Consider the following 13,738-nt stretch of genomic DNA (forward strand, 5'->3'; position numbering starts at 1 on the left):
ACTTGGCTCACCCCCTGATTCTACGTGGTGCATCCTGTGCCCGGGCCGTCCCGGTGTCGGACCCGTCCCGTACCGTTGTCGTCGCGGGAGGGCACTCCCGCTCCCCCCGTCCCTCCGAGCAGAGGCAGCGATGACCGACGCCCCACCCACCGCCGACGCACCCTGGCCGGTCGGCCTGCTCGCCAGCAAGATCAAGGGCTGGATCGAGCGCCTCGGCACCGCGTGGGTCGAGGGCGAGATCACCCAGTGGGGCGCGTCCGGCGGCAACGTCTACGGAAAGCTGAAGGACCTGTCCGGAGACGCGACGGTCGGCTTCACCGTCTGGTCGTCGGTGCGGAGCCGCCTCCCGGCCGACCTCAAGCAGGGCGATCGGGTCATCGCGCTGGTGAAGCCCAACTACTGGGTCAAGGGCGGCACGCTCTCGATGCAGGTCTTCGAGATGCGCCACGTCGGCCTGGGCGATCTGCTGGAGAAGCTCGAGCGGCTCCGCCGGCAGCTCGCGTCGGAGGGGCTGTTCGACGCCTCCCGCAAGAAGCCGCTGCCGTTCCTCCCGCACGGCGTGGGCCTCATCACCGGCAAGGACTCGGACGCCGAGAAGGACGTGCTGCGGAACGCGCAGCTGCGCTGGCCGGCCGTGCGCTTCCGGGTGGTCCACTCGGCCGTGCAGGGCGACCGGACGGTCCCGGAGGTGCTCTCGGCCCTGCGGACCCTCGAGGCCGACGACAGCATCGACGTGATCGTGATCGCCCGCGGAGGCGGTGACTTCCAGAACCTGCTCGGCTTCAGCGACGAGGCGCTCGTGCGCGCCGTCGCCGCCTGCTCCACTCCGGTCGTCAGCGCGATCGGCCACGAGGCCGACCGCCCGCTGCTCGACGACGTCGCCGACCTGCGCGCCTCCACTCCCACCGACGCCGCGAAGAGGGTCGTGCCCGACGTCTCCGACGAGCTGCTGCGCGTGCAGCAGGCCCGGCTGCGGATGACCGGCCGCGTGAGCGGGCTCGTCTCGCACGAGATCGACCGGCTCTCGCAGCTGCGCTCGCGGCCGGTGCTCGCCCAGCCGCACGTGCTGGTCGACCGGCACTCCGAGGAGCTGACCCGCTGGGTCGCGCGCGGCGCCGAGCTGGTGGACCGCCGCCTCGAGCGCGCGCACCTCGAGGTCGAGCGCCTGCACGGCCACCTGCGCGCCCTCTCACCCCAGCACACCCTCGACCGCGGCTACGCGATCGTCCAGAACGCGGCCGGGCACGTCGTCCGGGCGCCCGGTGACGCGCCGGCCGGCGGCGCACTCGTCCTCACGCTCTCGGAGGGGGCCGTCGGCGCCCGCTCCGAGGGGCCCACCGGCGATCCCGCCGGCCGGTCCTGAGCCCGCCGCGCCACCCGTCCCCCCTCAGCCCCGATCGATAGGATCAGACCCATGCCCGACTCCCCCGACGCCCCGGCGACCGACTCCGACGTCTCGGGATTCTCCTACGAGCAGGCGCGCGACGAGCTCGTCCGCGTCGTCTCCGAGCTCGAGCAGGGCAGCTCCACCCTCGAGCGCTCGCTCGCCCTGTGGGAGCGCGGCGAGGCCCTCGCCGCCCGCTGCGAGGAGTGGCTGATCGGAGCACGCGCCCGGCTGGACGCGGCCCGCTCCGGAGGGGCGGCCGCCGGATGAGCCGCGCGAAGCCCGCGCGGGTCGTCGCCGAGCTCGGGCGCCCGGAGACGGCCGCCGAGACGGCCGCACGCAAGGCCGAGAACTCCCGGCTCTACCGTCAGCGCAAGACGGTCAACAACCTCGTCTTCTCGCTGCTCGCGACCGTCGGTGCCGTAGCGCTCATCGTCCTGCTCGTCCCCCGCGGCGACACCGTGGAGCTCTCCTCGGTCGACGTCCCCCGCGTCGCCGCGCAGGTCCAGCTGGGCGAGGAGCAGACGCTCGCCGTGCCCTCCCTGCCCGAGGGCTGGAAGGCCAACGCGGCCGAGCTCCGCCGCGAGAACGGCACCGACTACTGGTACGTCGGCCTGATCACCCCGAAGGCGGGCTACATCGGCCTGAGCCAGGGGCTCGACGCGGACGCGGCCTGGGTCGCGACGCAGCTCGACCGCCGGGCGGCGACCGGCGTCGAGACGATCGACGGCCGCGACTGGACCGTCTACGACCACCGCGACTCCGGCGACGACACCGGCAACACGCCCTACGCACTCGAGACGACGGAGGGCTCCAGCACCTACCTCGTCTACGGCACGGCCCCGACGGACGAGGTCCGCCTGGTCGTGGACGCCATCACCCCGCAGATCGGCCAGGAGGAGTCCCGATGAGCCTCGGAACCAGCAGCACCGTCCCCCGCGAGTCCCGCCCGCCGGCGTGGGTCTGGAAGGAGATGCTCCGCGGCAACCAGCGCTTCGTCGCCGGCGAGCCCCGCCACCCCCGCCAGGACGTCGAGCGCCGCGCCGAGCTCGCCGCCGCGCAGGCCCCGCTCGCCGCGCTCTTCGGCTGCAGCGACTCCCGCCTCGCGGCCGAGATCATCTTCGACCTGGGGCTCGGCGACCTCTTCGTCGTCCGCAACGCCGGCCAGGTGATCGCGGACTCCATCATCGGCTCGCTGGAGTACGGCGTCGCCGTCCTCGGCGTGAAGGTGCTGCTCGTGCTCGGCCACGACGAGTGCGGAGCGGTCCGGGCGGCGATCCAGTCGCAGGCGCCCGGCGCCGAGCGGCTCCCCCCGCACATCGAGCACCTGATCGAGCCGATCATCCCCGCGGTGCGCCGCCTCGTGGGCGCCCAGCCGGACGGCCGCGTGCTCGTCGACCCGTCGGCGACCGACGCGCTGGCCGTCGGCCGCGAGCACCTGCGCGACACGGTCGCCGAGCTGCTCCAGCGCTCCCCGCTGATCGCCGACGCGGTCGCGACCGGGCGGCTCGCCCTCGTGGGCGCCAACTACCGGCTCTCGGACGGCACCGTGATGTCCGATGTCGTGCTCGGCATCGATCCGCCCGAGCTCAGCCCCTACGTCTCCGAGCTGGAGCGCGACTCCGGCTCCGCCTCCTCCGCCGCCGCTCCGAGCGCGGTGGGATCGGATCCCGCGTGAGCGGCTCCGGACAGCACAGCACCAACCGATCAGACAAGGACGAACACAGCGTGGTGGATCACTCCCCGACCGACGACTCCGGCGACTTCCGCATCGAGCACGACACGATGGGCGAGGTGCGGGTCCCCCGCGACGCCCTCTACGCTGCGCAGACCCAGCGGGCGGTCGAGAACTTCCCGATCTCCGGTGCGGGCCTCGAGCCGGCCCAGATCGCGGCCCTCGCGCGCATCAAGAAGGCGGCGGCGCTGGCCAACGCCGAGCTGGGCGTGCTCGACGCCGACATCGCCGCGGCGATCGCCGACGCGGCCGACCTCGTCGTCGGGGGCGGCTACGACGCGCACTTCCCGATCGACGTCTACCAGACCGGCTCGGGCACGTCCTCGAACATGAACATGAACGAGGTGCTGGGCTCGCTGGCGACCACGGCCCTCGGCCGCACCGTGCACCCGAACGACCACGTCAACGCCTCGCAGTCCTCCAACGACGTGTTCCCCACCTCGGTCCACGTCGCCGTCACCGGCGCGCTGATCGAGTCGCTGATCCCCTCGCTCGAGCAGCTCGCCGAGTCGCTCGAGGTCAAGGCGGAGCAGTGGGCCGAGGTCGTCAAGGCCGGCCGCACCCACCTGATGGACGCCACCCCGGTCACGCTCGGCCAGGAGTTCGGCGGCTACGCCGCGCAGATCCGCCTCGGCATCGAGCGCGTGCAGTCGGCGCTCCCCCGCGTCGCCGAGGTCCCGCTCGGCGGCACCGCGGTCGGCACCGGGATCAACACCCCCGCCGGCTTCCCGCAGAAGGTCATCGCGCGCCTCGCGGAGGAGACGGGCCTTCCCGTCACCGAGGCCCGCAACCACTTCGAGGCCCAGGGCGCGCGGGACTCGCTGGTCGAGGCCTCCGGAGCGCTGCGCGTGCTCGCGGTGAGCCTGACCAAGATCAACAACGACCTCCGCTGGATGGGCTCCGGCCCCAACACCGGCCTCGGAGAGCTGCGGATCCCCGACCTCCAGCCCGGATCCTCGATCATGCCCGGCAAGGTGAACCCGGTGATCCCGGAGGCCGTCCTCATGGTCTGCGCGCGCGTGATCGGCAACGACGCCACCATCGCCTGGGCAGGCGCCTCGGGTGCCTTCGAGCTCAACGTCGCGATCCCCGTCATGGGGACGGCGCTGCTGGAGTCGATCCGCCTGCTCGCGAACTCCGCCGTGCTGCTCGCCGACAAGACCGTCGACGGCCTCGAGGCCGACGTCGAGCACGCCCGCGCTCTCGCCGAGTCCTCCCCCTCGATCGTCACCCCGCTCAACAAGGTGATCGGCTACGAGGCCGCCGCCAAGGTCGCGAAGAACTCGGTCGCCAAGGGGATCACCGTCCGCGAGTCGGTCGTGGACCTCGGCTTCGTCGAGCGCGGCGAGGTGACGGAGGAGCAGCTCGACAGCGCCCTCGACGTCATGTCGATGACCCACCCCGGCTGAGCCCGGCCCTCCGACGGCCCGTCCCTGCGCTCGGCGCGGAGGCGGGCCGTCAGAGCACCAGCCAGAACCCCGTGAGCAGGAACGGTCCGAACGCGACCCGTCCGCGGACGCGCAGCACGAGCACCCACAGCCCTGCCACCGCGAAGCCGACAGCGGGCGCGGCGACGACCTGCTCGGGTCCGAGAGCCGCGAGCGGCGGTGCGAGGGCCGCCTGGAGCTTCACGTCACCGAGGCCCAGCCCGCCCGCCGCATGCAGCACGCCCAGGCACAGCACCGTCGCGAGGACGGCGAGAAGCGTCCCCGCCGTGGGCGCGAGGACGGCTCCGACCACCAGCAGCGGGAGCGTGACCGCGTTCGGGAGCCGATGCCCGCGCACGTCCGCCAGCACCAGCGGCACGCTCGCGAGCGCCACCGGGACGAGGCCGGGCGCCCGACCGAGGTGCGGGCCCCCGATCAGGAGGAGCGCCAGGGCGCCCAGGAGCAGGGCGGCCCGGTCGAGTAGAGATCCGCGGAGCATCCGCCGAGACTAGGGGGCACCGCCCTCGGGGCGTCGGAGTTCTCCACAGGGCGGCCCGCAGGTGTGCTCGGGCGGCGGCGGGTCCCTCCCCGGCCTCAGTCGCGCGGAGGCAGCGGTCCCAGCAGGAGCGACGCCCAGGCGCCGTGAGCCGACGCGTCGTCGGAGGGGTGGAAGTGCCCGGCGAGCACGTCGCGGTAGAGGCGGCCGAGCTCCGACCTGCGCTGGTACGCCGACCCGCCCGCGATCCGGACGGCGCTCTCGACCACGCGGAGCGCTCCCTCCGTGGTGCGGATCTTCACCCCCACCAGCGACGGGAACCAGCGCGCGCCCCGGTCGACGAGCGCGTCAACGTCGGCCGCCGCCGAGCGCAGGGGCGCCTCGAGCCCGTCGAGCAGCATCCCGGTCTCAGCCACCCGGTGCCGCACCTCGGGGTCCTCCGCCAGTGGCCGCCCTCCCGCCCGGAGGGAGGTCCGTCGGCGGACGGAGGCGACGGCGAGCTCGAGCGCGCGCTGCGCGACACCGAGGTAGACCGAGGAGATCAGCAGCTCGAAGGCCGCGAAGACGGCGAAGACGAAGGGGTCGGCGGTCGGTCCGACGGGCAGCGAGCGGATCATCCGCTCGGCCGGGACGACGACGCCGTCGAGCACCGTCGTGCGGCTCTGGGTCGCCCGCATGCCGAGCGTGTCCCAGTCGTCGCGGACCTCGAGCCCGGCGACCGGCGAGTCCGGGCTCCCGCGGTGGACGAAGCCGTGCACGAGCCGCGGCTCCGACCCGCTGTCGTCGCGGCCGAACACGCCGAGCCGCGTCCAGGCGGGCGCGAGGGAGGTGAACACCTTCGTGCCGGTGAAACGGTAGCCGCCGTCCCCGAGCGGCTCCGCCCGCGTCAGCGAGTCCGAGAGCACCAGGTCGTTGCCCGCCTCGCTGTTGCCGAAGGCGAAGACGTGACCCGCCGCGGCGTCGACGAGAACCGAGCGGAGGGAGTCGTCGCCCCGCTCGAGCAGGAGTCGCGCGATCCCGGTCCAGACCAGGTGCATGTTGACGGCGAGCGCGGTCGCGGGCGCGGCGGTCGCGAGGCGCGTCTGCTCGGCGGCCGCCTGCTCCAGGCCGAGGCCGGCACCGCCGAGCTCCTCGGGGACGAGCAGCGCCAGGTAGCCGATCGAGCGCAGCTCCTCCAGGTCGTCCGCGCAGAACGCGTTGCGCTCGTCGTAGTCGGCCGCGCGGGTGCGGAAGCGCTCGAGGAGCGCGTCGTCGAGGATGCTCACCCGTCCACGCTACGCCCCGGTGCGCTGCAGGGACGCGCCCGGCCCGGGGATCCTCGGATCCCACGGGTCGGACGCACGGCGAGCCCGTCAGGCGAGCTCGTTCGACTCCAGCATCTCGGTGACCAGAGCGGCGATCGCCGAGCGCTCGGAGCGGGTCAGCGTGACGTGCGCGAACAGCGGGTGGCCCTTCAGCGTCTCGATCACGGAGGCGACCCCGTCGTGCCGGCCGACCCGGAGGTTGTCGCGCTGCGCCACGTCGTGGGTCAGCACCACCCGGGAGTTCTGCCCGACGCGCGAGAGCACCGTGAGCAGGACGTTCCGCTCCAGCGACTGCGCCTCGTCGACGATCACGAACGCGTCGTGCAGCGAGCGCCCGCGGATGTGCGTGAGCGGCAGCACCTCGAGCATCCCGCGCTCGATCACCTCGTCGAGCACGTTCTGCGACACCAGCGCCCCGAGCGTGTCGAAGACCGCCTGCGCCCAGGGGTTCATCTTCTCGGCCGCGTCGCCGGGCAGGAAGCCGAGGTCCTGGCCGCCCACCGCGTAGAGCGGCCGGAAGACCATGATCTTCTTGTGCTGGCGCTTCTCCAGCACCGCCTCCAGGCCCGCGCAGAGCGCCAGCGCCGACTTGCCGGTGCCGGCCCGGCCGCCGAGCGAGACGATGCCGACCTCCGGGTCGAGCAGCAGGTCGATCGCGAGCCGCTGCTCCGCCGACCGCCCGTGCAGGCCGAACACGTCCTTGTCGCCGCGGACCAGCGTGATCTGCCGCTTGCCGGTGACCCTCGCGAGAGCGGAGCCGCGGTCGGAGTGGACGACGAGTCCGGTGTTGACCGGGATGTCGGCCACGACGTCCGTGAAGAGCCGCTCGCGGTCGTAGAGCTCGCTCATCGCGTCGCCGCCGAGCGTCACGTCGTCCATGCCGGTCCAGCCGGACTCGGGGGCCTGCTCGGCCAGGTACTCCTCCGCGGCGAGGCCGATGGAGGCGGCCTTCACGCGCATCGGCATGTCCTTGGACACGACGGTCACCGCGGCGCCCTCGCTCTGCAGGTTGAGCGCGACGGCGAGGATCCTCGCGTCGTTGTCGCCCATCTGGAGCCCGCTCGGCAGCACCGACATGTTCGAGTGGTTGAGCTCGACGCGGAGCGTGCCGCCCCGGCCGACGGCGATGGGGAAGTCGAGGCGCTCGTGCTGCACGCGCAGCTCGTCGAGGCGGCGCAGGGCCTGCCGGGCGAAGTAGCCGATCTCGGGATCGTTGCGCTTGCCCTCGAGCTCGCTGATGACGACGATCGGCAGCACGACGGCGTGCTCCGCGAACCGGAACATCGAGGACGGATCCGACAGCAGCACCGAGGTGTCCAGGACGTAGGTGCGGAGGAGCTGATCGGCCGGATCCGAGGAGCCGTGCTGGACACGGCGGTGGACGCCGCCCTGCGTCCCGGTCTGCGGATCCATGCCCTGGGGAACTGTCACGACGACTCTCCACACTCCGGGGGCCGGAGCCCCCGGCTCATGTCCTCGAGCCGGCCAATCGGTGCGTGTCGTGCACCGCGCAGTGTCCCTTCGGCGTCTGCGCGATGTCGAGCCGTACTTCTGTGGCCGTCTCGACCAGGCGCTGTACCTGATGACTCGAACCTAACCCGGCGAATGACATCCGTGTGCTTCTCACCGCTACGAATGTGTAACCAGTGTGTGAACGCGCGGAATCCGGCCTAGTAGTCGATGCTCGTGGCCGACGAGATCAGGGCGGCGCGGAGCAGCGCGAGGGTCGCGTCGGTGGTGCCGGCGTGCGCGCTGAAGCGGACGGTGCTCGGACGCAGGCGCGCGGTGACGCCGTGCGCGGCGAGGGAGGCCGCCAGCGGGGCCAGTTCCTCCGGCTCCGGCTCGACGACCACGATGCCGGCGCGCTCGTGCTCGCCGCGGGAGCCCACGACCGCCAGCCCGAACTCGTCCGCGAGGTCGACGATCGCGCTGACCCGCTCCGCCACGAGCGCGGCGATCGTCGACTGCCCGACCGCGGCGACCTCCTCCAGCGCCGACGCGAGCCGGGCCTGGGCGATCGGGTCCGGGTTGCTGATGCTGAAGGCGCGGGCGTCGCCGCGCGGCGGAGCCACCTCGTCCCACGGCTCCGCCTGCTCCGATCCCGTCCAGCCCGAGAGCACCGGGGTCAGCCGCGACAGCGCCCGCTCGCTGAGCGCGAGGAAGCCCGTCCCCCAGCCGGCGCGGAGCCACTTCTGGCCGCCGGTGACGACCACGTCCGCCAGCTCGTAGGGCGCGTCGACGACGCCGAAGCCCTAGATCGCGTCGAGGACGAGCATCCGGTCGCCGATCACGTCGCGGATCGCCGCGACGTCTGCGAGGTAGCCCGTGCGGGAGTCGACCAGGCTCACCGCGACGGTCGTCACGTCGTCCGTGAGCTGCTCGCGGACCGCCTCCGGCGTCACCCGTCCCTGCTCGGTCCGCAGCCAGCGGGGCTCCACCGAGCCGAGAGCCTGCGCCGAGCGCACCGCCGCGAACGGCAGGCTCGGGAACTCCGCGGCCGACAGCAGCACCGCGCCCGAGGCGCCGAACAGCGCGTGCAGGAGGCCGGTCGAGGTGTTGGGCTGGAAGACGACGCGGTCGCTGGGGACGCGCACGAGCGCCGCCGCCGCCTCCCGGACGCGCTCGTCCTGCCGGAACAGCTCGTCGAGGGTGCCGCTGCGCGCGCGCACCAGCAGCTCGACGGCCGCCTCCTGCTCGGCGGCGACGGTCGCCGAGAGCGGGCCCACCCGGCCGAAGTCGAGGTACCCGGTCTCCTCGCCGAAACCGGCGAGGTAGTCCTCGGTCGTGGTGGAGGTGGCCTCGTTCGAGCTCATGCCGGCCCTTCCGGTCGGTGGTGCGGCAGGAGCCGCGAGGTCAGCTGCCGAAGCGGCGGTGCCGTCCGGCGTAGTCGCGGAGCGCGCGGAGGAAGTCGACCTCGCGGATGTCGGGGCCGAGCGCCTCCATGAAGTAGAACTCGCTGTGCGCGCTCTGCCAGAGCATGAAGTCGGAGAGGCGCTGCTCCCCCGAGGTGCGGATGACCAGATCGGGGTCGGGCTGCCCGCTGGTGTACAGGTGCTCGCCGATGAGCTCCGGGGTCAGCAGGCCCGCGACGTCCTCGATGGAGGAGCCGCGCTTGCCGTGCTCCTCCAGGATGCTCCGCACGGCCTGGGCGATCTCGTGCCGCCCGCCGTAGCCGACCGCGAGGTTGACGTGCAGGCCCGTGTGGGAGGCGGTGCGCGCCTCCGCCGTGTCGAGCGCGGCCACGAGCGAGGGCGGGAGGCCCTCGTCGGAGCCGACGTGCTGCACCCGCCAGTCGGGCTGCTGCGAGACCTCCTCGGCGAGGTCGGCGATGATCGCGATCAGCTCGGTCAGCTCGCTGCTGTCGCGGCCGACGAGGTTGTCCTGCGAGAGCAGGTAGAGGGTGACGTGGCGCACGCCGAGCTCGTCGCACCACTGCAGGAACTCGTGCACCTTGGCGGCGCCGGCCCGGTGGCCGTGCGCGGCGGTCTCGAGGGCCCGCTGCCGCGCCCAGCGCCGGTTGCCGTCGATGATCATCGCGACGTGGTTCGGCAGGGAGTCGGGGGGAAGGCTCGAGCGGAGGCGCTTCTTGTAGACGCCGTAGAGGAGGTCCCTTCCCACAGGCAGTCTCGGCTTCGGCACAGTGACACGGTAGTCGACCCGGGGCGCTCCTCGAAGCCCGGCGGCGCTCGGCGTCGGCCCGGGACGGCGTCGTAGTCTGTCCGGCATGAGCCAGCGGCCGACGCCTCCCCCGTCCGATCCCCGCGCCCGCACCGTCCGCGGCGGAGACGCCGTCGGAGCGGACGGCCCGGACCTGCCCGCCCTCCCCCTCGTCGAGGACGCGATCGAGCACGACTCCTCGGCGGAGGTCCGGCCCACCTGGCGCGGCTGGATCCACGCCGGCCTCTTCCCGCTCGCGATCGTCGCCGGAGTGGTGCTGATCGTGGTCGCGGAGGGGACCGCGGCGAAGTGGGCGGCCGCGGTGTTCGCGACCACGTCGCTCCTGCTCTTCGGGAACTCCGCTCTGTACCACCGCTTCGACTGGAAGCCGCGGACGAAGATGATCCTCAAGCGGATCGACCACGCCAACATCTTCCTGCTGATCGCCGGCACCTACACGCCGCTGGCCGTGCTCGCCCTGCCGCCCGCGCAGGGCACGCTCCTGCTGGTCCTGGTCTGGGCGGGGGCGCTGCTCGGGATCGGCTTCCGCGTCTTCTGGATCGGGGCACCGCGCTGGCTCTACGTGCCGCTCTACCTGCTGCTGGGCTGGGCGGCCGTGATGTACCTCGGACCGCTCTTCGAGGCCAGCGCGACGATGATGGTGCTCGTCCTCGTCGGCGGGCTCTGCTACTCCGCGGGCGCCGTGATCTACGGGATCAAGAAGCCCAACCCGGTCCCGGGCGTCTTCGGCTTCCACGAGATCTTCCACGCGCTCACTGCCGTGGCGTTCCTCTGCCACTGGACGGCGGCGCTGATCGTCTCGCTCCACCCCGCCTACAACGCCTAGCGGGGCCCGGGCCCACCGGTGCGGGCCGGGCTCAGCCCTCGCTGCGCTCCGCCTCCTCGGCGTCGAGCCGCTCCTTCACCTGGGCGGTGTAGGTGGTGCGCCGCACGCGCCGGACCATGTCGAGCGCGAGGAGGACGGCGGCCAGAGCGATCACGAGCATCGTGATGAAGCCGAAGAGGCCCGGCGTGACCGTGTCCTCGTTGAACTCGGGACCCGGGGTCGGCACCGTCGTGGAGGCGAGGACGACGGCGCGCTGGGCGCCCTCGAGCAGCCCGGCGATCACGCGCGCACCTCGTCGGCGACGACGACGCCGGAGCCGTCGGGCTCCGGGGGCACCGGGGCGTCCCCCGAGGGCTCGGGGTCGGGAGCGATCGGCGGGACGACCGCGGTCGGGCCCGGGGCGAGCTCGGCCAGGTCGAGACCGGCGAAGAGATCCGTCTCGGGCGTCGGCGCGTCGACCCGGCTCTCGACGAGCTGGAAGTCGTCGGTCGGCCAGGCGGCGTCGATCGCCTCGTGCGGGAGGAAGAAGAAGGCGTTGTCCGGAGCGACCTGGCTGGCGTGGGCGAGCAGGGCCGCATCGCGCCGATCGTGGAAGCCGGAGATCACGACCCGCGTGGTCGCGAGGTACGGGGTGTCCTCGTTCCAGCGCTTCATCTCCTCGAAGACCGACAGGCGCGGGTCCCCCGGGTCGATCGAGCGCAGGTGCTCGGCGATCGCCCGCAGCTTCTGGCCGCTGAAGACGCGGTCGTAGTACAGCTTCGAGATCGACCACGGAGCGCCCGTGCCCCGGTACTCCTCGGCGAGGCCCGCCGCGCGGTAAGCCTCGACGGCGACCTGGTGGGCGCGGATGTGGTCGGGGTGCGGGTAGCCGCCGTTCTCGTCGTAGCTGATGATCACGTGCGGCCGGAACCGGCGGACCAGGCGCACGAGCGGAGCGGCGGCCGTGGCGAGCGGCAGGCCCGCGAACGAGGCGGCGTCGACCTTCCCGTCCTCGGGCATGCCGGAGTCGACGAAGCCGAGCCAGGCGTGCTCGACGCCGAGCGCCTCGCGAGCGGCCGCCATCTCGTACCGGCGGAGGCCGCCGATGTCGCGCTCGGCGTGCGCGCGGGCCTCGAGGCCCTCGTTCAGCACGGAGCCGGCCTCGCCTCCGGTGCAGGAGACCACCATGACCTCGGCGCCCCGCGAGGCGTAGGCGGCCAGCGTCGCCGCGCCCTTGCTCGACTCGTCGTCAGGATGGGCGTGCACGGCGAGAAGGCGCGGAGTGTCCCGCACCTCCGAATCGACGGAGACCTCGACGGCCTGGGACACGATCGCTCGATTCCTCGGGGTTTAATGGGATCGGCGCTCCCGTCCGCGAAGGACGCGCGCCACCCGTCCAGAGTAGACGCATCACCCAGGGAGTTCCGTGGCCGCCCGCACGTCCGAGAGCGTCGAGGGAGCCGCCGCGCCCGCGCTCGATCCGGACGCCGTCCGCGCCGCTGGACCCCTCGCCACCCGCTACGGCCGCACGACGCGCACCCGCCGCGGGAACCGCTGGCTCTTCGGCGGTGTCGCGCTCGCCTTCGTCGCCGTCTTCGCCGCCTGGGTCGTCTGGGCCGGACTCGACGGAGCACGCGGAGGAGTGGACGTCCAGGACACCGCGCACCAGGTCATCGACGACCGCACCGTCACGGTCTCCTTCGACCTCACCGCGCCCGTCGGCCGCGAGGTCGCCTGCGCGGTCCAGGCCCTCAACGAGCAGTCCGCCGTGGTCGGCTGGCTGGTCGTGGAGTACCCCGCCTCGACGGAGCGCTTCCGCTCCTACACGGAGACCGTCCGCACCACCGAGCTCGCGAACACAGGTTTGATCTCCTCCTGCTGGCTCCCGTAGGCTTGCCCGAAGCCCTGACGGACTCGTCGGGGCCTCGCCATTTCCACCGCCGCCTGACGCCGGCCGTCCCCACCGCCGGACGCGGACACCTCCGCACGGTGCTGCCGGGCGCCGCGAGCGCGGCCCGCAGAGCAGGAGCCCACCATGGCCGACCAGTCACAGGTGACCTGGATGACCCAGGAGTCGTACGACCGCCTCGAGGCGGAGCTCACCGAGCTGTCCACCAACGGACGCGAGGAGATCGCCAAGCGCATCGAGGTCGCCCGCGAGGAGGGCGACCTGAAGGAGAACGGCGGCTACCACGCCGCGAAGGACGAGCAGGGCAAGATCGAGGCCCGCATCCGCCAGCTGACCTCCCTCCTCCGCGAAGCCGAGATCGGCACGCCCCCCGAGAGCCACGGGGTCGTCGAGGCCGGCACCATCATCACCGCCGAGATCGCCGGCGACGAGTCCCGCTTCCTCCTCGGCAACCGCGAGATGGCGGGCGAGAGCGACCTCGACGTCTACAGCCCCCAGAGCCCCCTCGGATCGGCGATCATGGGCCTGAACGTCGGCGACACCGCCCGCTTCACGGCACCCAACGGGCGGGAGATCGAGGTCCGCGTCGCCAACGTCGAGACCTGGTCCGGCCACTGATCGCACGTCGCGGCGCTCTCCGCGGCGTTGTCGTCGGGCGCGATACCGCCGGTATCGCTTCCTCCTCCGCCTTGCGGAGAACGCCGCGACGCACGATCAGCCCTCTCCAGACCGGGGGGCGCCGGCTTCGCGGCGACAGCGTCGGGCGCGACACCGCCGGTATCGCTTCCTCCTCCGCCTTGCGGAGAACGCCGCGACGCACGATCAGCCCTCTCTGAAGGGGAGCGGGGCGCCGGCTTCGCGGCGACAGCGTCGGGCGCGATACCGCCGGTATCGCTTCCTCCTCCGCCTTGCGGAGAACGCCGCGACGCACGATCAGCCCTCTCCAGACCGGGGGGCGCCGGCTTCGCGGCGACAGCGTCGGGCGCGACACCGCCGGTAC

Annotated in this window: 16 protein-coding genes; 8 read left to right on the forward strand and 8 right to left on the reverse strand. The window is 73.0% G+C overall.

Annotation, left to right across the window (positions count from 1 at the left end; genetic code table 11):
* Positions 1-130: 130 nt before the first annotated feature.
* The 5 genes from xseA to C5B92_RS01120 are packed head-to-tail and all read left to right on the forward strand — an operon-like array spanning position 131 to position 4,528.
* Positions 131-1,363 (forward strand): exodeoxyribonuclease VII large subunit, encoded by a 1,233-nt coding sequence (gene xseA, locus C5B92_RS01100; RefSeq protein ID WP_104255289.1) that lies wholly within the window; start codon positions 131-133, stop codon positions 1,361-1,363.
* Between the two features lie 51 nt (positions 1,364-1,414).
* On the forward strand, positions 1,415-1,654 hold the full coding sequence (locus tag C5B92_RS01105; RefSeq protein ID WP_104224418.1) for an exodeoxyribonuclease VII small subunit: 240 nt from the start codon (positions 1,415-1,417) through the stop codon (positions 1,652-1,654).
* Entirely contained in the window at positions 1,651-2,295 is a 645-nt protein-coding gene (locus C5B92_RS01110; protein WP_104255288.1) for a DUF4245 domain-containing protein, read from the forward strand. Before C5B92_RS01105 ends, C5B92_RS01110 begins: the two co-directional genes overlap by 4 nt.
* The gene (locus C5B92_RS01115) at positions 2,292-3,062 is read left to right on the forward strand and encodes a carbonic anhydrase (RefSeq protein WP_208543312.1); all 771 of its coding nucleotides are present in this window, start codon (positions 2,292-2,294) and stop codon (positions 3,060-3,062) included. The genes C5B92_RS01110 and C5B92_RS01115 overlap by 4 nt, the downstream gene beginning before the upstream one ends.
* A gap of 50 nt (positions 3,063-3,112) precedes the next feature.
* Complete coding sequence (locus C5B92_RS01120) at positions 3,113-4,528, forward strand: aspartate ammonia-lyase (protein ID WP_104255287.1); 1,416 nt, start codon at positions 3,113-3,115, stop codon at positions 4,526-4,528.
* Positions 4,529-4,577: 49 nt separating this feature from the next.
* On the opposite strand, the gene C5B92_RS01125 is transcribed toward C5B92_RS01120, so the two are convergent.
* From C5B92_RS01125 to C5B92_RS01145, 6 genes are all read right to left on the reverse strand, one after another.
* Positions 4,578-5,045 (reverse strand): prepilin peptidase, encoded by a 468-nt coding sequence (locus tag C5B92_RS01125; protein ID WP_104255286.1) that lies wholly within the window; start codon positions 5,043-5,045, stop codon positions 4,578-4,580.
* 95 nt (positions 5,046-5,140) lie between these two features.
* Positions 5,141-6,307, reverse strand: coding sequence for an acyl-CoA dehydrogenase family protein (locus C5B92_RS01130; protein ID WP_104255285.1), 1,167 nt, complete (start codon positions 6,305-6,307; stop codon positions 5,141-5,143).
* An 87-nt stretch (positions 6,308-6,394) separates the two neighbouring features.
* Positions 6,395-7,759: a PhoH family protein gene (locus C5B92_RS01135; protein WP_104224423.1), complete on the reverse strand. Its 1,365-nt coding sequence runs from the start codon at positions 7,757-7,759 to the stop codon at positions 6,395-6,397.
* Positions 7,760-8,016: 257 nt separating this feature from the next.
* Positions 8,017-8,559: a hypothetical protein gene (locus C5B92_RS17580; RefSeq protein ID WP_258061201.1), complete on the reverse strand. Its 543-nt coding sequence runs from the start codon at positions 8,557-8,559 to the stop codon at positions 8,017-8,019.
* Positions 8,560-8,598: 39 nt separating this feature from the next.
* The gene (locus C5B92_RS17585; protein WP_258061202.1) at positions 8,599-9,159 is read right to left on the reverse strand and encodes an aminotransferase class V-fold PLP-dependent enzyme; all 561 of its coding nucleotides are present in this window, start codon (positions 9,157-9,159) and stop codon (positions 8,599-8,601) included.
* Between the two features lie 40 nt (positions 9,160-9,199).
* Entirely contained in the window at positions 9,200-9,964 is a 765-nt protein-coding gene (locus C5B92_RS01145) for an isoprenyl transferase (protein ID WP_279630826.1), read from the reverse strand.
* Between the two features lie 106 nt (positions 9,965-10,070).
* On the opposite strand from C5B92_RS01145, the gene C5B92_RS01150 reads away from it, so the two are divergent.
* Positions 10,071-10,850 (forward strand): hemolysin III family protein, encoded by a 780-nt coding sequence (locus tag C5B92_RS01150; RefSeq protein WP_104249532.1) that lies wholly within the window; start codon positions 10,071-10,073, stop codon positions 10,848-10,850.
* A 31-nt stretch (positions 10,851-10,881) separates the two neighbouring features.
* Here C5B92_RS01150 and C5B92_RS01155 read toward each other — a convergent pair whose 3' ends face one another.
* Together C5B92_RS01155 and mca are read right to left on the reverse strand one after the other, a co-directional pair.
* Positions 10,882-11,133, reverse strand: a complete 252-nt coding sequence (locus tag C5B92_RS01155) for a hypothetical protein (RefSeq protein ID WP_244230611.1) — start codon at positions 11,131-11,133, stop codon at positions 10,882-10,884.
* Positions 11,130-12,158, reverse strand: a complete 1,029-nt coding sequence (mca, locus tag C5B92_RS01160) for a mycothiol conjugate amidase Mca (RefSeq protein ID WP_258061203.1) — start codon at positions 12,156-12,158, stop codon at positions 11,130-11,132. The genes C5B92_RS01155 and mca overlap by 4 nt, the downstream gene beginning before the upstream one ends.
* Positions 12,159-12,255: 97 nt before the next feature.
* Between mca and C5B92_RS01165 the strand changes: the two genes are divergently transcribed.
* Together C5B92_RS01165 and greA are read left to right on the forward strand one after the other, a co-directional pair.
* Complete coding sequence (locus tag C5B92_RS01165; RefSeq protein WP_104255284.1) at positions 12,256-12,720, forward strand: DUF4307 domain-containing protein; 465 nt, start codon at positions 12,256-12,258, stop codon at positions 12,718-12,720.
* 144 nt (positions 12,721-12,864) lie between these two features.
* Entirely contained in the window at positions 12,865-13,356 is a 492-nt protein-coding gene (gene greA, locus C5B92_RS01170) for a transcription elongation factor GreA (protein WP_104225519.1), read from the forward strand.
* Positions 13,357-13,738 lie beyond the last annotated feature (382 nt).

This window comes from Rathayibacter sp. AY1A4 (assembly GCF_002930955.1).
GTDB lineage: Bacteria > Actinomycetota > Actinomycetes > Actinomycetales > Microbacteriaceae > Rathayibacter.

Bases quoted from the DNA above. Each gene is read 5' to 3' on its own strand.
- xseA (WP_104255289.1), top strand. From the start codon at position 131: ATGACCGACGCCCCACCCACCGCCGACGCACCCTGGCCGGTCGGCCTG.
- C5B92_RS01105 (WP_104224418.1), top strand. From the start codon at position 1,415: ATGCCCGACTCCCCCGACGCCCCGGCGACCGACTCCGACGTCTCGGGA.
- C5B92_RS01110 (WP_104255288.1), top strand. From the start codon at position 1,651: ATGAGCCGCGCGAAGCCCGCGCGGGTCGTCGCCGAGCTCGGGCGCCCG.
- C5B92_RS01115 (WP_208543312.1), top strand. From the start codon at position 2,292: ATGAGCCTCGGAACCAGCAGCACCGTCCCCCGCGAGTCCCGCCCGCCG.
- C5B92_RS01125 (WP_104255286.1), bottom strand. From the start codon at position 5,045: ATGCTCCGCGGATCTCTACTCGACCGGGCCGCCCTGCTCCTGGGCGCC.
- C5B92_RS01135 (WP_104224423.1), bottom strand. From the start codon at position 7,759: ATGGATCCGCAGACCGGGACGCAGGGCGGCGTCCACCGCCGTGTCCAG.
- C5B92_RS17585 (WP_258061202.1), bottom strand. From the start codon at position 9,159: ATGAGCTCGAACGAGGCCACCTCCACCACGACCGAGGACTACCTCGCC.
- C5B92_RS01150 (WP_104249532.1), top strand. From the start codon at position 10,071: ATGAGCCAGCGGCCGACGCCTCCCCCGTCCGATCCCCGCGCCCGCACC.
- greA (WP_104225519.1), top strand. From the start codon at position 12,865: ATGGCCGACCAGTCACAGGTGACCTGGATGACCCAGGAGTCGTACGAC.